The sequence below is a fragment of the Motilimonas eburnea genome, from assembly GCF_021295345.1.
Taxonomy (GTDB): Bacteria; Pseudomonadota; Gammaproteobacteria; order Enterobacterales; family CBDFNC01; genus Motilimonas; species Motilimonas eburnea.
The window spans coordinates 1-18,648 of sequence record NZ_JAIMJB010000018.1; the positions used below are offsets into that span (position 1 = coordinate 1).

General features: G+C 44.1%; 22 protein-coding genes. 6 read left to right on the forward strand and 16 right to left on the reverse strand.

What is annotated here, in order from left to right:
• Positions 1–572 precede the first annotated feature (572 nt).
• From K6Y21_RS16165 to mioC, 14 genes are all read right to left on the reverse strand, one after another.
• Complete coding sequence (locus tag K6Y21_RS16165) at positions 573–1,004, reverse strand: F0F1 ATP synthase subunit epsilon (protein WP_233072926.1); 432 nt, start codon at positions 1,002–1,004, stop codon at positions 573–575.
• Positions 1,005–1,020: 16 nt separating this feature from the next.
• Positions 1,021–2,409 carry a F0F1 ATP synthase subunit beta gene (atpD, locus tag K6Y21_RS16170; RefSeq protein ID WP_233072927.1) on the reverse strand — a complete coding sequence of 463 codons (1,389 nt, stop codon included), beginning with the start codon at positions 2,407–2,409 and terminating at the stop codon, positions 1,021–1,023.
• 33 nt (positions 2,410–2,442) lie between these two features.
• Complete coding sequence (gene atpG, locus K6Y21_RS16175; RefSeq protein WP_233072928.1) at positions 2,443–3,309, reverse strand: F0F1 ATP synthase subunit gamma; 867 nt, start codon at positions 3,307–3,309, stop codon at positions 2,443–2,445.
• Between the two features lie 48 nt (positions 3,310–3,357).
• On the reverse strand, positions 3,358–4,899 hold the full coding sequence (atpA, locus tag K6Y21_RS16180; RefSeq protein WP_233072929.1) for a F0F1 ATP synthase subunit alpha: 1,542 nt from the start codon (positions 4,897–4,899) through the stop codon (positions 3,358–3,360).
• A gap of 12 nt (positions 4,900–4,911) precedes the next feature.
• On the reverse strand, positions 4,912–5,445 hold the full coding sequence (atpH, locus tag K6Y21_RS16185) for a F0F1 ATP synthase subunit delta (protein ID WP_233072930.1): 534 nt from the start codon (positions 5,443–5,445) through the stop codon (positions 4,912–4,914).
• Positions 5,446–5,459: 14 nt separating this feature from the next.
• A complete protein-coding gene (atpF, locus tag K6Y21_RS16190; RefSeq protein ID WP_233072931.1) occupies positions 5,460–5,930 on the reverse strand; it encodes a F0F1 ATP synthase subunit B in 471 nt (156 codons plus the stop codon).
• Positions 5,931–5,963: 33 nt separating this feature from the next.
• Positions 5,964–6,218: a F0F1 ATP synthase subunit C gene (gene atpE, locus K6Y21_RS16195; RefSeq protein ID WP_119912280.1), complete on the reverse strand. Its 255-nt coding sequence runs from the start codon at positions 6,216–6,218 to the stop codon at positions 5,964–5,966.
• A gap of 49 nt (positions 6,219–6,267) precedes the next feature.
• On the reverse strand, positions 6,268–7,089 hold the full coding sequence (gene atpB, locus K6Y21_RS16200; RefSeq protein ID WP_233072932.1) for a F0F1 ATP synthase subunit A: 822 nt from the start codon (positions 7,087–7,089) through the stop codon (positions 6,268–6,270).
• Positions 7,073–7,483, reverse strand: coding sequence for an ATP synthase subunit I (locus K6Y21_RS16205; RefSeq protein WP_233072933.1), 411 nt, complete (start codon positions 7,481–7,483; stop codon positions 7,073–7,075). The genes atpB and K6Y21_RS16205 overlap by 17 nt, the downstream gene beginning before the upstream one ends.
• A gap of 224 nt (positions 7,484–7,707) precedes the next feature.
• Positions 7,708–8,616, reverse strand: coding sequence for a ParB/RepB/Spo0J family partition protein (locus tag K6Y21_RS16210; protein ID WP_233072934.1), 909 nt, complete (start codon positions 8,614–8,616; stop codon positions 7,708–7,710).
• A 9-nt stretch (positions 8,617–8,625) separates the two neighbouring features.
• A complete protein-coding gene (locus K6Y21_RS16215; protein ID WP_233072935.1) occupies positions 8,626–9,417 on the reverse strand; it encodes a ParA family protein in 792 nt (263 codons plus the stop codon).
• 35 nt (positions 9,418–9,452) lie between these two features.
• Complete coding sequence (gene rsmG, locus K6Y21_RS16220) at positions 9,453–10,073, reverse strand: 16S rRNA (guanine(527)-N(7))-methyltransferase RsmG (protein ID WP_233072936.1); 621 nt, start codon at positions 10,071–10,073, stop codon at positions 9,453–9,455.
• Between the two features lie 12 nt (positions 10,074–10,085).
• Positions 10,086–11,975 carry a tRNA uridine-5-carboxymethylaminomethyl(34) synthesis enzyme MnmG gene (gene mnmG / locus K6Y21_RS16225; protein WP_233072937.1) on the reverse strand — a complete coding sequence of 630 codons (1,890 nt, stop codon included), beginning with the start codon at positions 11,973–11,975 and terminating at the stop codon, positions 10,086–10,088.
• Between the two features lie 490 nt (positions 11,976–12,465).
• A complete protein-coding gene (gene mioC / locus K6Y21_RS16230; protein ID WP_233072938.1) occupies positions 12,466–12,927 on the reverse strand; it encodes an FMN-binding protein MioC in 462 nt (153 codons plus the stop codon).
• Positions 12,928–13,008: 81 nt separating this feature from the next.
• On the opposite strand from mioC, the gene K6Y21_RS16235 reads away from it, so the two are divergent.
• The 5 genes from K6Y21_RS16235 to K6Y21_RS16255 all read left to right on the forward strand — a co-directional run bounded on the left by K6Y21_RS16235 (position 13,009) and on the right by K6Y21_RS16255 (position 15,809).
• On the forward strand, positions 13,009–13,392 hold the full coding sequence (locus tag K6Y21_RS16235) for a response regulator (protein ID WP_233072939.1): 384 nt from the start codon (positions 13,009–13,011) through the stop codon (positions 13,390–13,392).
• A 100-nt stretch (positions 13,393–13,492) separates the two neighbouring features.
• Complete coding sequence (locus K6Y21_RS16240; protein WP_233072940.1) at positions 13,493–13,753, forward strand: BufA1 family periplasmic bufferin-type metallophore; 261 nt, start codon at positions 13,493–13,495, stop codon at positions 13,751–13,753.
• Positions 13,753–14,598, forward strand: a complete 846-nt coding sequence (gene bufB / locus K6Y21_RS16245; RefSeq protein ID WP_233072941.1) for an MNIO family bufferin maturase — start codon at positions 13,753–13,755, stop codon at positions 14,596–14,598. Before K6Y21_RS16240 ends, bufB begins: the two co-directional genes overlap by 1 nt.
• A complete protein-coding gene (locus tag K6Y21_RS16250; RefSeq protein WP_233072942.1) occupies positions 14,588–15,367 on the forward strand; it encodes an HvfC/BufC N-terminal domain-containing protein in 780 nt (259 codons plus the stop codon). The genes bufB and K6Y21_RS16250 overlap by 11 nt, the downstream gene beginning before the upstream one ends.
• Position 15,368: 1 nt before the next feature.
• On the forward strand, positions 15,369–15,809 hold the full coding sequence (locus K6Y21_RS16255; RefSeq protein ID WP_233072943.1) for a DoxX family protein: 441 nt from the start codon (positions 15,369–15,371) through the stop codon (positions 15,807–15,809).
• A 52-nt stretch (positions 15,810–15,861) separates the two neighbouring features.
• Here the strand turns inward: K6Y21_RS16255 and K6Y21_RS16260 are convergent, their stop codons facing one another.
• Both K6Y21_RS16260 and K6Y21_RS16265 read right to left on the reverse strand, forming a co-directional pair.
• A complete protein-coding gene (locus tag K6Y21_RS16260) occupies positions 15,862–16,539 on the reverse strand; it encodes a MaoC family dehydratase (RefSeq protein WP_233072944.1) in 678 nt (225 codons plus the stop codon).
• A 285-nt stretch (positions 16,540–16,824) separates the two neighbouring features.
• Positions 16,825–17,316, reverse strand: coding sequence for a methylated-DNA--[protein]-cysteine S-methyltransferase (locus tag K6Y21_RS16265; protein ID WP_233072945.1), 492 nt, complete (start codon positions 17,314–17,316; stop codon positions 16,825–16,827).
• Between the two features lie 994 nt (positions 17,317–18,310).
• On the opposite strand from K6Y21_RS16265, the gene K6Y21_RS16270 reads away from it, so the two are divergent.
• Positions 18,311–18,628 carry a DUF496 family protein gene (locus tag K6Y21_RS16270; RefSeq protein WP_233072946.1) on the forward strand — a complete coding sequence of 106 codons (318 nt, stop codon included), beginning with the start codon at positions 18,311–18,313 and terminating at the stop codon, positions 18,626–18,628.
• Positions 18,629–18,648 lie beyond the last annotated feature (20 nt).

Consider the following 18,648-nt stretch of genomic DNA (forward strand, 5'->3'; position numbering starts at 1 on the left):
TGTTTGTCTCCACTTTTAAAAAGTGAAATCAAACTATATGTTTGTGTAAACACTCAGAAACATTGATAAATAAATCGTTTTGGCGATTCGTTACCATTGCGTTGTTAGCCGTGGCTTTCAACATGAGCATTCACACAGATTGCATGATTAGATTGTTAAAGAACAGTGACTCGGTGGCTTTCGCTTCACCTCGTCAGGGCTGCGCATTCTACGCTAGCCGCTTTGAAAGTCAATCGTTAATTTGAAGAAATTTTCGATTTTTCTTTCTGGTTAGAAACCGAAGCTTTTAACCACCTGATTAGGCTTCAAGCCTTGCTCCGTAAGAGCCGCTGTGCCGTGTCAGTGGATGCGCATTATAGGGAGATTCGTTTTCGGCGCAAGGCTTTTTTTGAAGTTTTTCACACTTTGACGCTATTCGAACAAAACTCCCTCAAAATGAGCGATTTTGCATCATTTTAAACGACCAATAGCGACATCTCGTTCGCTTTTATTAGGGAACCTCTTATGTGTCGTTTGCTATGCATAAAAAAAGGCGACCCTGAGGTCGCCTTTTTTACTCTAAAGTAAGCTTGTTATTTACGTCTAACGCCTTTGGTTAGTTCAATAACACGAAGCTTAGCAATCGCTTTTTGTAGCTCGGCTGAAGCACGAGCAAAATCAACATCACCATGTGATGAGCTAATTTTACTTTCCGCAGCACGCTTCGCTTCTTCTGCTTTAGCTTGATCCAGGTCTTCACCTCGGATAGCTGTGTCAGCGAGAACGGTTACGCCGCCAGGTTGTACCTCTAGGATACCACCAGAAACGTAAAACACTTCTTCGTGACCGTGTTGTTTAACCAGACGCACCATACCCGGTTTGATCGGAGTCAGTAGAGGTGTGTGGCCAGGTAAGATACCTAGTTCACCTTCCGCACCCGAAACCTGGATAGATTCTACGCGACCGCTGAAAATTTGTTTTTCAGCGCTAACGACATCCAGATGCGTGGTCATTTGATTACTCATAACACTCTCCTGCTAATTACAGGTTCTTCGCTTTTTCCAGCACAGAATCGATGTCGCTTGCGTAAAGGAATGCTTGCTCTGGTACATCATCATAATCACCAGCTAGTAGACCTTTAAAGCCACGTAGTGTTTCTTTAAGCGGTACGTAACAACCTGGGTTGCCCGTAAATACTTCTGCTACGTGATACTCTTGCGTTAAGAACTTCTCGATCTTACGTGCACGAGCAACGATTAGCTTATCTTCTTCAGATAGCTCATCCATACCTAGAATAGCAATGATGTCTTTAAGCTCTTTGTAGCGCTGTAAGATACCTTGCACGCCACGAGCAACTTCATAATGCTCTTGACCAACAACGAGTGGGTCTAGCTGGCGAGAAGTAGAGTCTAGTGGGTCGATTGCTGGGTATAGACCTAGCGATGCGATGTTACGAGACAATACAACGGTTGCATCTAAGTGAGCAAATGTTGTTGCTGGAGATGGATCCGTTAAGTCATCCGCAGGTACGTATACCGCTTGGATAGACGTGATCGAACCCGTCTTAGTTGAAGTAATACGCTCTTGTAGTACACCCATCTCTTCAGCAAGAGTTGGCTGGTAACCTACCGCAGATGGCATACGACCTAGTAGCGCCGATACCTCAGTACCCGCTAGGGTATAACGGTAGATGTTATCTACGAAAAGTAGTACGTCACGACCTTCGTCACGGAACTTCTCAGCCATTGTTAGACCAGTAAGTGCAACACGTAAACGGTTACCTGGTGGCTCGTTCATCTGACCGTAAACCATGGCTACTTTATCTAGTACGCCAGATTCTTCCATCTCGTAGTAGAAGTCGTTACCCTCACGAGTACGCTCACCAACACCTGCGAAAACAGAAAGACCAGAGTGCTCTTTAGCGATGTTGTTGATAAGTTCCATCATGTTAACGGTCTTACCAACACCCGCACCACCAAACAGACCAACTTTACCACCTTTAGCGAATGGACAAATCAGGTCGATAACCTTGATGCCTACTTCAAGTAGTTCAGTGCTGCTTGATTGCTCTTCATAAGAAGGCGCTGCACGGTGAATTTCGTATTTTTCTTCAGTCGCAATAGGGCCAGCTTCATCAATTGGCTCACCTAGTACGTTCATGATGCGACCTAGTGTAGCTGTACCAACAGGAACCGCGATTGGCGCTTCTGTATTAACAACTTCTAGACCACGTTTTAGACCTTCAGAAGCACCCATAGCAATGGCACGAACAACGCCGCCACCAATTTGCTGTTGTACTTCCATCACAAGGCCTTGGTTTTGACTTTCGCTTGTGACTTTCAGTGCGTCGTACACTTTTGGTACGCTATCTTGTGGAAACTCGATGTCCACAACGGCACCGATAATCTGGACGATTTTACCAGTACTCATGTCAATTCCTCTAAAACCTTCATTAAACCTTGCTTAAACCGCTGCAGCGCCGCCACAAATCTCAGATAGTTCCTGAGTAATGGCTGCTTGACGAGCTTTGTTAGCAACTAGTTGTAGATCGTCGATCAGGTTACCTGCGTTATCGGTTGCCGCTTTCATTGCAACCATACGGGCAGCTTGTTCACAAGCGAGGTTTTCAACCACACCCTGATAAACCTGAGACTCAACAAAACGATTCAGCAACGTGTCTAAAATAGACTTAGGTGCTGGCTCGTAGATGTAATCCCAACTGTGTTTGCTTAGCTCTTCATCACTTTCAGCTTTTGGCAAAGGTAGTAACTGATCGATTGTTGGTTTTTGCACCATGGTATTTACAAACTTGTTGTAAACCACGAACAGGCGATCGAGCTTGCCCTCATCGTACGCATTCAACATCACTTGAACCGAACCGATGAGATCATTTACCGATGGGCTATCACCTAACCCGCCTGCTTGTGCTACTACATTACCGCCATGGCTATTGAAAAATGCGGTGGCTTTATTACCAATAACAGCAATATCAACCTCAACATTTTTCTCGCTCCAATCCTTCATGCCGTGGATGGCTTGTTTGAATAAGTTAATATTCAAGCCACCACACAAACCACGATCGGTTGAAATGATAATGTAGCCAACGCGCTTAGCTTCCCTTTCTTCTAGATAAGGGTGTTGGTATTCCAACTTACCAAGTGCGATGTGACCGATCACCTTGCGCATTGTTTCGGCATAGGGACGGCTGCTTGACATACGATCTTGCGCACGTCGCATCTTAGATGCTGCAACCATCTCCATGGCGCCAGTGATCTTTTGAGTGTTTTTAATACTCGCGATCTTGTTACGTATTTCTTTAGCGCCGGCCATTTTGTAACTCCTATATGATTAAATACTGACTGCTATGCAGTTCAGCTTTTACCAGGTTTGAGTTGATTTGAAGCTTTCTAAAATGCTTGTTAGCTTAGCTTCAATTTCACCACTGTAATCACCTGATTCATTAAGAGCTGCAATGAAATCGCCGTGCTCGTTTTTAGCGTACGAAAGCAGTGCTGCTTCAAAATCCAACACCTTGTTCAGCTCAACATCGCGTAAGAAACCTTTCTCAGCAGCAAATAGTGCCAATGCTTGCTCTACGATAGACATAGGCGCGTATTGGTTTTGCTTCATTAGCTCGGTTACTTTTTGACCATGGTCTAGCTGCTTACGCGTTGCTTCATCAAGGTCTGATGCAAATTGAGCAAACGCTGCTAGTTCACGGTATTGAGCTAGTGCTGTACGGATACCGCCAGATAGCTTTTTAACTAGTTTAGTTTGCGCCGAACCACCTACACGAGATACCGAGATACCAGGATCAACCGCTGGACGGATACCGTTGTTAAACAGTTCAGTCGTTAAGAAGATTTGACCATCGGTAATCGAGATTACGTTAGTTGGTACGAATGCTGATACGTCACCCGCTTGGGTTTCGATAATAGGTAGTGCAGTTAAAGAACCGGTTTTACCTTTTACTTCACCATTAGTGAATTTTTCTACGTAGTTTTCGTTAACACGAGCAGCACGCTCTAGTAGACGAGAGTGAAGGTAGAATACGTCACCTGGGTATGCTTCACGACCTGGTGGACGTTTTAGCAGAAGTGAGATTTGACGATAAGCAACTGCTTGCTTAGACAAATCATCATATACGATTAGCGCATCTTCACCACGGTCACGGAAGTACTCACCCATGGTACAACCAGAGTAAGGCGCTAGGTATTGTAGCGCTGCTGCTTCAGAAGCAGATGCAACCACTACGATAGTATTTTCTAGCGCGCCGTGCTCTTCTAGTTTACGTACTACGTTAGCAATAGTTGAGGCTTTTTGGCCGATAGCAACGTAGATAGAGAAGATGCCAGAGTCTTTCTGGTTGATGATCGAGTCAATCGCGATCGCCGTTTTACCAGTTTGACGGTCACCGATGATAAGCTCACGCTGACCACGACCAACAGGGATCATGGCGTCGATTGCTTTCATACCGGTTTGTACAGGTTGGTCAACCGATTTACGGTCGATAACGCCTGGTGCAATCACTTCGATTGGAGCAAAGCCATCGTTTTCGATTGGGCCTTTACCATCGATAGGCTGGCCTAGGGTGTTAACAACACGACCCAGTAGACCTTTACCTACTGGTACCTCAAGGATACGACCAGTAGATTTAACTTTTTGACCTTCTGCTAGATCCTGATAAGGACCCATTACAACCGCACCTACTGAATCACGTTCTAAGTTTAACGCGATGGCATAGTTGCCGTTTGGCAGTTCAATCATTTCACCTTGCATACAGTCAGCAAGGCCATTAATACGAAGAATACCGTCACTTACAGAGACGATTGTACCTTCGTTTCGAGCTTCACTAACAACGTTGAAATTTTCAATACGCTGTTTGATCAGATCACTGATTTCTGTGGAATTCAGTTGCATGCTCATTCCCCGTTAGGATTGCAGTGAGTCTGCTAAGCGGTCTAGTTTGCCGCGAACAGAACCATCAATAACCAAGTCGCCAGCAGTGATGACAACACCACCTATGAGTGACTTGTCGACACTACAATTCAGCTTCACTTTGCGTGCGAGACGTTTTTCCAAAGAAGCACTGATTTTGGCTTCTTGGTCTTTAGTTAACTCAACAGAAGAAACCACATTGGCTTCAATTTCTTGGTTGTAGTCAGCTACATAAGCTAAGAACAACTCATTAACTAAAGGTAAAACACTCAAGCGTCCATTTTCGGCCATCACCTTGATCAGATTCAGGCCATTCTCGTCAAGTTGACCTTCACAGATACTGACAAATATCTCGGTCAATTCAGCGCCGGCTCTATCACCATGTAGCAGCTGAGCGATACTGTCATTGTTTGCTACCTCGGCAGCAAAAAATAGCATCTCAGCCCAAGCTTCGGTGTTACCTTTTTCAACGGCAAAATCGAAAGCTGCTTTAGCATAGGGGCGAGCAATGGTTGTCAATTCAGACATAAAGCCCCACTCCCTTAAAGTTCAGCTACAAGTTTGTCAACGATATCGGCATTCGCCGCTTCATCAACAGAACGCTCGATGATTTTCTCCGCACCAGCAACAGCAAGAATCGCAAGTTGTTTACGAAGTTCTTCTTTAGCTCGGTTGCGCTCTGCTTCAACTTCCGCTTGGCCTTGGGCGATAATTTTCGCACGCTCAGCTTCTGCTTCTTGTTTCGCTTCATCGACAATTTGATTTTTACGCTTGTTCGCTGCATCAATAATTTCTGCTGCTTGCTCTTTCGCTTGTTTAAGCTGGTCACCAGCTTTAGCTTGCGCAAGATCAAGGGCTTTTTCTGCACGACTCGCGTCGGCTAGACCATCAGCAATTTTCTTCTGACGCTCTTCGATCGCCTTCATTAATGGTGGCCACACGAACTTCATGCAGAACCATACAAATAGTGCGAACGAGATCGCTTGGCCTAGTAGGGTAGCGTTAATACTCATAACGACACACCTCCTTAATTAAGGAAACTAATATTAGCCAAGTTGACCTAGGAATGGGTTTGCGAATACGAAGAATAGTGCAACACCCACAGCAATCATAGAGATCGCATCAAGTAGACCAGCTACGATGAACATTTTAGTTTGTAGTGCAGGCGCTAGCTCAGGTTGACGAGCAGAAGCTTCTAGGAACTTACCACCTAGGATTGCGAAGCCGATTGCAGTACCTAGTGCAGCCAGACCAATCATGATTGCAACAGCGATAGCAGTAAAGCCGATTACAGTTTCCATTTTTTTCTCCGTTTGAATAAAACTTTTTTGTAAAAATATTTAAAAAAATCTAGTGATCTTCATGCGCCATACTGAGATATACAATCGTCAGCATCATGAAAATAAACGCCTGTAGCACAATTACTAAAATGTGGAAGATTGCCCATGGCAATGACATAGACCATTGAGCCCACCAAGGTAGTAGTGCAGCGATAAGTATAAATATCAACTCACCTGCATACAGGTTACCGAACAAACGAAGCGCTAGTGAAATAGGCTTCGCAATCAAGGTTACTGTTTCCAATACAAAGTTAACAGGAATCAGTGCCCAGTGATTAAAGGGTTGCAGTGTTAGCTCTTTAACAAAGCCAGACACGCCCTTCACCTTAATGCTGTAGTAAACAATCAACGCAAAAACGCTCAAGGACAAGCCAAGCGTCATGTTAAGGTCGGTTGTTGGTACAATTTTAAGGTAAGGAATACCCATTAGAACGGCAGCATGAGGTACAAAGTCAACAGGGACTAAGTCCATTAAGTTCATCAGGAAGACCCAGACGAAAATAGTGAGACCTAAAGGAGCGATTAACGCATTGCGGCCATGGAACGAATCCCTTACCACACCGTCAACGAACTCCACCAGTATTTCAACGAAACATTGAAATTTACCAGGGACACCCGCTGTTGCTTTTTGTCCGACCTTGTAGAAAGCCCACAAGAACAGAACACCTAAGCCTACTGCAAACAGGAGAGAGTCAATGTGCCAAGTCCAGAATCCAGCATCCTGACATGCGTAATTAAATGAAATACCGTTTTCGGTAGTACACATAGTCGCATTAGTCAGGTGATGTTGAATATAACCTTGTACGGTTAGTTCTTCACCTTGAGCAGCCATTTTTCATCCCGCTGTTATTGTTAAAAAAGAAAGGAATACTCCATTGCGCTACTAGGGCCACAGCAAAAGCCAAATAAAGCGACAAGATATCTAACTTCATCCATGCTAATGCGATGGCTAGCATCACAATTGTTAGAACTAGCTTTACCACTTCTCCTAGGTACAAGCTCATTACCACACTTTTTGATTGTCTTGCGCCAGCAAAGGCAAAAGCGAGCCAAACAAAAATCAGGTTAGGAACTATGTAAATGGCGCCACCGACCAATGCAGACCAAGCCGCATGAAGGTTCCATACTACGCCACAGATAAGTGTTACCGCTAACACCAACAATGCCTGAAAGCCAATATGCTTCAGCGCGGCCTTGCGGCCATGAGCTACCAACTTTCCAGACACTTAGTTCTCCCAGCTTAGTTTATTGTTTGTGAATGAATTATTAACACTAGGATAATGAATTTATTCAACTGTACAAAAAACGCCACAAATTATACTTGGAAAGCGGCACAATGCAACTCGGGAAAGCATTGATTACAAGGGTTTTGCGGGAAAAGAAAGTAACGGGACATCACAAAAAGGGGATTGCTTTGTAAAAGCCCCGTTTTACACGACATTAGGTCGTGTTAAGGCATAAATTTGCTTAAAATATCGTCGAGCTCAGCCCCAGATTGATAATCGATCACCAATTTACCAGAGCCTTTTTTTCCTTGTTTTATAGACACTTGCGAACCTAAAAAGTCAGAAAGCTTTGATTCTATAGAAATTAGGGTTGGATCCGCTTCTTTCTTCGGTTTTTCCGAGTTAGAAGCCGACTGTTGCTTGATTAACTTTTCGGTATCACGAACCGTCAACTCTTTTGCAACAACCTGTTTTGCCAATTCAGACTGCAGCTCGCCCGAAACAGCCAGTAGAGCACGCGCATGCCCCATGTCTAAATCACCGTGCTCTAACAAGGTTTTTACATCTTCATTCAAACTGTTAAGGCGAAGTAAGTTTGTTACAGAGGTACGCGATTTACCAACCGCTCTAGCCACTTCTTGGTGGGTGAGTTGAAATTCTTGCATCAGGCGTTGCAGTGCTACCGCTTCTTCCATCGCATTGAGATCTTCACGCTGGATATTTTCAATCAACGCGATGGCCACCGTGGCCTCATCGGAAACATCCTTCACAACGCAAGGAACGGTATCTAAACCCACTTGCTTAGCCGCTCGCCAACGGCGTTCACCCGCAATGATTTCATAATCTTGCTCGCCAATTTCCCGAACCACAATAGGTTGAATGATCCCTTGAACACGGATTGAGTTAGCTAACTCTTCCAACGCGTCGGGCGACATGTCCTTACGTGGCTGATATTTACCTGAGCGCAGCGCTTTCACACTTAACTCTTGCAAATCACCTTTTAATTCTGTCGCACGATGTTGGGCGTTTTCACGGCTGATATCCGCTTCCACTTGGGCTTGACGTGCTGCAGCACTGGTTCCCAACAGCGCATCTAAGCCTTTACCTAGGCCTCTTTTTCTTGGCAGATTCATATCCAGTCTCTATGCGTGTGCAGGTTGAGTTTGTTGTTGCTCTTCGCGGCGTAACATTTCACCAGCAAGGGCTAAATAGGCTTTGGCGCCGTTTGACCCCTTATCATAATACATGGCGGGAGCACCAAAACTCGGCGCTTCAGCTAATCTGACATTACGTGGGATCACGGTGCGATACACTTTCTCACCAAAATGCTGTTTTAACTGATCCGACACGTCGGCAGATAAACGATTACGCGGATCGTACATGGTGCGCAAGATCCCTTCGATCTTCAAGCCAGCGTTAATCACCGCAGCAAGCTTACTGATGGTATCAACCAAGGCCGTTAAACCTTCAAGGGCATAATATTCACACTGCATCGGCACCAATACAGAGTCAGCGGCAGACAGCGCGTTCACCGTCAGCATGTTTAATGATGGCGGGCAATCGATAAAAATGTAATCGTACAGATGCGCTTCAGCTTCTAACATGCTTCGAAGCCTCGTTTCTCTTGCGAAACAATCCATTAGTCTAATTTCTGCCGCCGTGACATCACCGTTAGCGGCAATCAGATGATAGCCACCCGTGGTTTCTTTCACGACCGCTTGCGATACCGGCATCTCATCAATCAGAACATCATAAGCCGTGGCATCGACATTGTATTTATCAACACCGCTGCCCATGGTGGCATTACCTTGAGGATCGAGATCAATAACTAAGATTTTACGTTTGGTTGCAGCCATGGATGCGGCCAGGTTTACACACGTAGTGGTTTTACCTACACCGCCTTTTTGGTTGGCTATCGCTATTATTTTTCCCACGATGTTCCCTATAGAACACCTTGCCGTAGCAGGCGTTACACTTTTTTAATCAAAACCAGATGGCGTTGGCCTTCTAACTCTGGAACCGTTAATTTGTGCGTAGCCACTAATTCAAAACTGGATGGTAAGCTAGCGATTTCATCTTCGGGTAATATCCCCTTTAATGCGATAAAAACGCCTTGCTGTGAAGGTAAATGGGGACACCAATTTAGCATGTCGTGTAGAGATGCGAACGCACGACTTAACACCCCATCAAATCCAATCTCATCTTGATATTCTTCTACTCGACTTTGCACTGGGGTGACATTTTTGATCCCCAGTTCGAGTAAAACCTGACGGATAAACCGAATTCGCTTACCTAAGCTATCTAACAGCACAAACTCCTTGTCAGGGTTCATGATGGCTAAAGGCAAGCCTGGCAAACCAGGTCCAGTTCCCACATCAATAAAACGTTGTCCTTGTAAATACGGACTCACAACGATGCTATCGAGAATATGTTTTACTAACATATCTTCAGGGTTACGCACTGAAGTCAGATTGTACGCCTTGTTCCACTTATGCAGCAAGTTGACCAAGCCAATCAACTGTGATTTTTGTTGATCGGACACCGATAAATCAGTCTTTTTTATCAAAGCGTCCAGTTTTTGTTCTAACACGCGTTACCCTTCTTAGCTAACTTTGCGAAGCAAACCCATTTTTTTCAAATGAATTAGCAAAATCGACACCGCCGCAGGCGTAATACCTGAAATACGAGACGCTTTTCCGACGGTTTCAGGTTTTGCATCGGCTAATTTCGCTTTCACCTCGTTGGAGAGGCCAGAAATATTAGCGTAATCAAAATCGGCAGGGATCAAGGTATGCTCATTGCGTTTTTGACGGTTAATTTCTTCTTGCTGACGCTCAATGTAACCCTGATATTTAATTTGGATCTCAACTTGCTCCGCCGCTTGAACGTGCTCAAGTCTTGGTCCTAAGGCTTCAATTTCCATCAAAGAGTCATAGCTAAGCTCAGGACGACGTAACAATTCTTCTAACGAATGCTCACGAGTCAGTGGATTTTTCAACTTGGCATTCAGTTGTTCTAGGTAGTTAGACCCCGTATGGGCCCAAGTAGATCGTAGACGTTGACGTTCGGTTTCAATCAGCTCGAGCTTTTCATTGAACGCCTGCCAGCGAACATCATCCACTAGGCCTAATTCACGTCCTTTCGAGGTTAAACGAATATCCGCATTGTCTTCGCGTAGTAACAAGCGGTATTCCGCACGACTGGTAAACATCCGGTATGGTTCTTTAGTGCCTAAGGTTGAAAGATCATCAATTAATACACCAATGTAAGCTTGATCGCGTTCTGGGCTCCAACCGGCTTTGTCTTGTGCAAACAGTGCCGCATTCATACCTGCGATCAAACCTTGGGCACCGGCTTCTTCGTAACCTGTTGTGCCGTTAATCTGGCCAGCAAAGAACAAACCTTGAATAAATTTGTTTTCAAAGGTTTGTTTTAAATCTCGTGGATCAAAGTAGTCATACTCAATGGCATAACCAGGGCGCGTGATATGCGCATTTTCAAAGCCCTTCATCGAGCGCACGATATCAACTTGAACGTCAAACGGTAGGCTAGTGGAGATCCCGTTAGGGTATAACTCGTGCGTGGTTAAACCTTCAGGCTCAATGAAGATCTGATGAGATGATTTATCAGCAAACCGCATCACCTTATCTTCAATCGAAGGACAATAGCGAGGCCCAACACCTTCAATCACACCAGAATACATTGGGCTGCGATCCAAATTATTGCGGATCACTTCATGAGTTCGATCGTTGGTGTGCGTGATATAGCAAGGGATCTGCGTAGGATGATCTTGGCGCGATCCTAAAAACGAGAATACGGGTGTTGGATTATCACCGGCTTGAACCTGTAATGCTGAGAAATCAACGCTTCTGGCATCAATCCGTGGTGGCGTGCCGGTTTTTAAGCGATCAATGCGCAGTGGTAACTCGCGTAAACGATGAGCCAATGAAATGGAAGGAGGATCACCTGCGCGTCCCCCGCTGTGATTTGCTAAACCTATGTGGATCAATCCGTTAAGGAAAGTGCCTACGGTTAATACCACAGATTTCGCTTTGATCTTTAGGCCCATCTGGGTCACGACGCCGACAACGCGATCGTTTTCTACGATCAGATCATCACAGGCTTGTTGGAAGATCTTTAAGTTTGCTTGATTCTCTAATTTGCTTCTCACCGCCGCTTTGTACAAGGCCCGATCTGCTTGTGCTCGGGTAGCGCGAACTGCGGGTCCTTTACTTGAATTCAAGGTTCTAAACTGTATACCAGCAAGATCCGTTGCTTGAGCCATGATCCCGCCTAGCGCGTCGATCTCTTTGACTAAGTGCCCTTTACCGATCCCACCAATTGCTGGATTACATGACATTTGGCCAAGGGTATCAACGTTATGTGTCAGTAATAGGGTATTTTGTCCCATTCGAGCTGCCGCTGCAGCGGCTTCGGTGCCAGCATGGCCACCACCGACAACGATCACATCAAAATACTCGTGGTAATTCATAAATCCTCAATAAAGCAGCATAGATCTAACAAACAGCCGCGCATTCTAACTCTATTTTGTGTTGGGGAGAAGGATCAAATGATCATTAAAAAAATCCCTTTGGATCTAAATAAATATATATAGATCTTTAAAGATCTTTCTTATTAGATCTATATATTAGATCTCACAAGATCAGTGGATAACCAAGTTATTGATCATCGGATCAAGATCTTAAGTCAGATCATTGAGTGTGGAAATAGTGGGATCATCACGGGCATTCCCTGCGCTTAACTGGGTTACTTATCCACAAGACTAATCTGATATTAATCTGTGAATAGGATAACTAATGGTTAATCAGAGCTAAATTGCATAGTTATACACAGAAAAAAGATGGAATTTGGGTATGAAGTTTCATTGTTTATCGTTAATTGAGCAACTGAAGAGAAGGCTTTTGAAGGAAAAGGCAGGTTTACATAGCAGGGAGCTTAGCTGATAGCTCCCTTATCTATCGTTATTTTTGGTATTGAGTTAATTGATTCAGCCATTGCGGGATCCACTGCTCAGCCGCATCTTCTGGTATAGGGTAGGCTTGGATATCGATGGTTAATGGGTCGGCGGTTTGTACTGCGCCAAGTTGTTGCAATTGGTTGTCCATCTTAAGCCCAGCCTCACAAAACGTATCGTAACTTGAGTCACCTAATGCAATAACTGCATACGGCAGGCCACGTAAGTTGGGTTGTTGCTGTGCTAATTGCGTTGCAAACTCAACAATAGATTCGGGATAGTCTCCGGCACCATGTGTCGATGTGACTACTAGCCAAATATGGGCTTCATCATAAGGAAGCGCCGCTAAGTTAGGCGGATTATGAATGTGTGTGCTAAACCCTGCTTCTTCTATATAAGGAACCAATGCATCGGCTATGTACTCTGATGCTCCCATCGTCGTACCGACGAGTAAATGAATTGTTGCCATAAATATCCTCCTAACGTAACAGGATAAATCTATCATAATGGCTTATATTTACGTAAATAACTTTATCCTTATGCCAGACTGATGAGTAAAGTACTGATAATAGAAGATGACGAGCTGATGGTGCGCATGTTGGTTAGGTTGCTTAATAAGCTTGAGCTTGAGGCAATCACCTCAGAGTTAGTGCCTACGGATGAACAGCTAAAAGAGGCCTGTTTAGTCATTTCTGATATCTCATTACCCAATGTCCCAGGCATTGCACATATTGAGAAAATCGCTAAATCAACATGTTGCAACAAGCTGCCTGTCATCGTTATTTCTGGTATGGATATCACTACCCTCGAATCAACCCAAACCTTACTCAAGCTACTTAATGTTAATTTATTGGGGACTTTTAGAAAACCTTTTAACAAGAAGCAACTATCTGATTTTATAAAAGAAAGTATAATAGAGACGGTGGTAAAGTAGCTATTTTGTGATTTTTTTGAAATTTTTATCCTGATTGTCCGGTTCTATTAATTGAACTTAGCCAAGTGGCTACAACGCAAAAAAGTGAAGGATAAAAGTTATGCAAAAATCGAATCTTATGTTGGCTTCAGCCATTTCAGGTGTATTGGCATTAGGTGCAACCCTGGCTGCTGCCCCCGCTGTGGCTGCAGAGAAAGAGAAATGCTATGGCGTAGCGAAAGCCGGGCAAAACGATTGTGCCACTAAAACAACTTCTTGTGCTGGTACCTCTACGGTTGATAACCAAGGTGATGCGTTTATCGCCTTGCCTAAAGGCTTATGCGATAGATTGGCTGGCGGCAGTTTAACGCCGAAAGAATAATGACTTGCCCTATTAGTGCACTTGGGGTTGGCATTGGCTTACGCCATCCCCATTTTGCAGAAATCTTGGCTCAGCGCCCCGCTTTGGCATTTGTTGAAGTACACAGTGAGAACTATTTTAATCCACATAGCCGAAATCGCGCATACCTAGATCAAATAGCCCAACATTATGCCTTAAGTTGCCATGGTGTTGGTTTGTCATTAGGGAGTAAAGATCCTTTATCCAGTGAACACTTAGCCCAATTAAAAGCCTTAGTGGATGCGTACAACCCGGCTCTAGTGTCTGAACATTTAAGCTGGGGATCCATTGATGGTCGCTACTTTAATGATCTTTTACCCCTACCTTATACACAGGAAATGGTGCAACACTTTGCTGAGCGTGTGGATCAGGTTCAGCAGATCTTAGGCAGGCAGATCTTAATTGAAAACCCTTCGGCGTATTTGCAGTTTTCCCATGCCGATCTTTGCGAGTGGGAAGTGTTAAACCTGTTGGTTGAGAAAACGGGATGTGGATTGTTGCTCGATTTGAACAACATTTATGTGAGTTCGATGAATTTAGGATTTGATTGTGATACTTATCTGGCATCGATCGATCATAACGCGGTGGTTGAGATCCATTTAGCCGGATTCACTCGCAAGCACTTAGGGACGGGTGAAATACTGATTGATACCCATGGCAGTCGAGTGAGTGATGCGGTGTGGGATTTATATTCCCAATACCTCAAGCGAGATCCTGCTGTGGTGACATTAATTGAATGGGACACGGACATTCCCCCGCTGGAGGTGTTGCTAGAAGAGCAGCAAAAGGCACTGGCGATAAACAGGGAGCAAGATCATGGCTGCTAATCTTTCCCTGAGTGAACTGCAACACGCTTTCGCCGAATGGTTATCTGGTAAAGAAAGCGAACTCACTCCGCATATCAAATCGCATCCATTGGCTGCTCAACTGTCGCCGCAGCAGCGAATGCAGATATATCAAAATAATTACTTGGTGAGTTGTACTGATGCATTAAAAGCCACGTACCCGTTAACTCAACAGTTAGTCGGTAACGAATGCTTTACCCAGCTGGCTCGGCAATGGATCAAGCTATATCCCCCTGCGAGCGGCAATATTATTGAATACGGTGAGGGCTTCGCCCCTTGGTTGACAAGCCAAGAACGGCTTGAGTCATTGCCCTATTTGGCGGACTTTGCTGCTCTGGAATGGCGAGTCGAGCAAACTTGCCATGCTGAGTTGAATGAAAGCCCTTTTCCCTTTACCGAATTAGCCGAGGTTGATGAGTGTCGTTTTGGTTTACTTGCCTTCCAGTTGGCACCGCAGTATCGCTTAGTCGCCAGTGACTATGCCATCGGCGACATTTATCACATGCTACAAAAGCAACAAGTGGAGGCGCTTGATTTTTATCGGCCGCAGCATTTGTTATTGCAAAAACAATCAGATTTTTCCGTAACATTACATCCAGTTGAGCCTTTGGCGTATCAGTTCTTAGTGGCTTGTCAGCAGCAGAAGACCCTTGAAACGATCGCCCAAACTATGGCCATGGATCCCAGTCTCTATCTACAAAGGTTTATTCAACAAGGCGTATTGAGCCGCTTTGTGTGTAAGGAGGTTTAACATGCGTTTTTTAATTCAAAAATATGAACAAGCTGTCGATGCGAGCGACCACTATGTCGTTCCCTTGGTATTGTTACTCATTCGGGGTTGGGTTAGTTGGGTGTTTTTTCGCTCTGGGCTCATCAAGTTCAACAGTTGGGATAGCACCTTGTACCTATTTGAATATGAATATCAAGTGCCTTTGTTGCCATGGCTATGGGCAGCCTATTTAGGGACGGCTGCAGAGCTCATCTTACCTGTTTTATTGGTGTTAGGTCTGTTTACTCGTCCAACTGCATTCGCATTGTTTGTATTTAATATTATTGCCGTTGTTTCTTACCCCACCTTGTGGGCTGGCGGGTTTAATGATCATCAACTTTGGGGAATGATGTTGATGGTTTGTGTGTTGTGGGGGGCTGGACCCATTAGTGTCGATCGCTGGTTAGCAAAAAAGTGGGGCTGATCTGTCGATAGGTTGTCGAGAAACCAGCCTGCCACTCGGCAGGCTGAGTCAATTAGAAATATAAACGCACCACTGATTCGGTTACACAAGCTGGACGGCGACAGCCTTCAATCTCTACCGAAATTTCTTTAACTAACTCAAGTCCGCGTTTAATTGGATTGACTTTGCACAACCGAGTTCGAGCACGAATACGACTGCCAACCTTAACCGGATAAGGGAAGCGGACTTGGTTCAAACCATAATTCACCGTCATTTTGGCTGTTGGATAGCGTGGGTTATCACTGTCTACACTTTCGGTTAACACAGGTAACAGGGACAAGGTTAAGAAACCATGGGCTATGGTTGTTTTAAATGGGGACTGTTCCTCTGCTCGTGCGGGATCGGTATGGATCCACTGGTGATCTTGGGTTACGTGAGCAAAGTCATCTATGGTTTGTTGAGTAATATCAAACCAAGGCCCCACATGTATCTCTTCACCTAATTGCTGAGATAGCTGCTCTAGCACCGCCTCGGCTTTTGGGTGTAGTTCAATTGTCTTATGGGCAGTGCTAGACGTATCGTTAGAGATAAGTTGATGTTCTCTCGCCCAGTTTACCAATTGGCTGTTATGCGCCTTGTTGAGAAACTCAATCCAATAGTCACGAATTGTTGGCGAGAGCCAATCTTTTAGCTCAAATGGATTTTGTGCCAGAATTTCTTTTTTCTGTTTGAGAAAATCAACCACTTTCATATCGCTAACCTATACAATTAAGTTACATGATTAAGAGTTTATACCCAATCAACCTAGAGATGCTTGATTTCAGCGAAAATGTTAAGCCGCTGGTAGAAGGCTGTTGAGGTTAATTAGGTATTAGTAGGGTTACTTGATCTATTTATCCAGCTTGGTGTCGATTATTTTTACCAACTTATCATAAGTTCTTGATCAGGATAAAGGTAAGTTCCTGTTTTGTGACTAGCTGGTATAACCCATTATTTATACATATGCTTTGCAAGCCATAAATTGTAAAACAATACGCTACAAAACACCTTCAATTTTTAATAATTGTTCTTTAATGGCTAACCCTGCGGAATAACCGGCTAGCTTACCAGATGAGGCAATAACCCGATGACAAGGGGTGCAGATGATCAGAGGGTTTTTACCTATGGCTTGTGCGATAGCTCGAACGGCTTTGGGTTTAGCAAGTTGATCGGCCATCCATTTGTAAGTGACCGTACTGCCGTAGGGGATTTTCGTGAGTTGATGCCAAACTTGACACTGAAAATCACTGCCGTGAAAAGCAACTGGGAGTTTAAATTGCTCGAGTTCGCCGTTGAAATAGGCATCTAGTTGCTTTTGAGTTTCGCTAAAAAGTGCGTATTCGGGGGCTGTCGAGGCCTGAGTCAGCTGCTGATAATGGGGGAGGTAGGGCAGCTTTTTTTGCCTACTAAAATACAACCCTGTTAGCTTATTTTGTTCGCTAAACGCAAGCATCTCGCCTGCCGCAGATTTGAATCGAGTGTAAAACACGCTTGGTCCCTCAGTATCACACTGATAACAGTGAGTGTTGCATTCTAAGCGGAATCGAGTGAGCCATGATGACTCAAATCAATTCATCAATGATTTTTCTTTGATTTCATGCGTGGCTTAACGGATATAGCACGCTCACGGGGAATCCCTGAGTATGGCTTACGTGTGTCGGTCCGTTATGGATTAACTTTACCTGTTGTCAATGGTCTACAGTTCGTCGATTCATTGGCTAAGATAAGCGGATGGGTATTATATTTTATTTATGTATATATAAGTTATATGTTTGGGTTATTAGTCTTGCTAATAGTTTGGCTATACTATTACGTTTTAATATTCAGTTGTTTATGTTTATTTATGAATATGCTCGCTATCCCATGTATTTTTGGCGTATCATTTTGGGGGACTTGTTATTTATAGTTTTTTTATATTAAATGTGGCTAAACACAGTATTATATAATTGTGCTATGAAAGTTTTGTCGGTTTGATTGGTTTATCTGTCTAAGCTGATTATTTGGGTGTATTACAGCGTATTAATCATCATCTGACAGCGATTTTAACTTTGAACAAGCAAGTTGGTTTTGGTTATCGTGGAACGCATTGGGAGACGCCATAACTAATGGGCCACCAGCTTGTTTGTTCTTCTCTTTTCGAGATAAAAAAAAGCCGGCAGGGAGAGCCGGCTAAAAAGGAAGTAGTACTTGAACAGCCTAACCTTGCCTAGACCAGCCCGGTTAGTTGATGGTGTTATCTTACCCCGGCTATTGATTTTATCTATAAGGGAAAACCTAGATATTATGACAGCTGATAGCTGAGGGAACCTCTCCTTATTGCTTTGGGTATAACAGGCAAAAAAGTGATATATTGATTTGGCTCTAACATGGTGTTGGGCCAATTATGTTCTAATGACCTACACACCTAAGCTCCCTAGGGTGGTGAGTTACTTGCTTTGCATTTGTCAATGTAGGTGACCGTGTTTTGCTTGATGAGGTAAGAAATGAGTAACGTATTAGAATTAGTAAAAAATACACGTCGCAAGAATAAGCTAAAGCGTGAAATATTAGATAACGACAGCAAGGTTCGTGACAACCGTAAGCGTGTTGACCTATTAGACAATCTGCTTGATTACATTCGCCCTGAGATGACTCAAGAAGAGATCATTGCCATTGTTGAAAATATGAAAGCTGACTATGAAGATCGTGTCGATGACCACATCATCAAAGGTGCGGAATTATCGAAAGAGCGTCGTGAGATTAACAAAAAAATCCAAGAGTTTTCGCGCTCTTCTGCGCTAAAAGCCAAGGCAAAAGGCTAACCATGAGCCGCCTCGTAGAA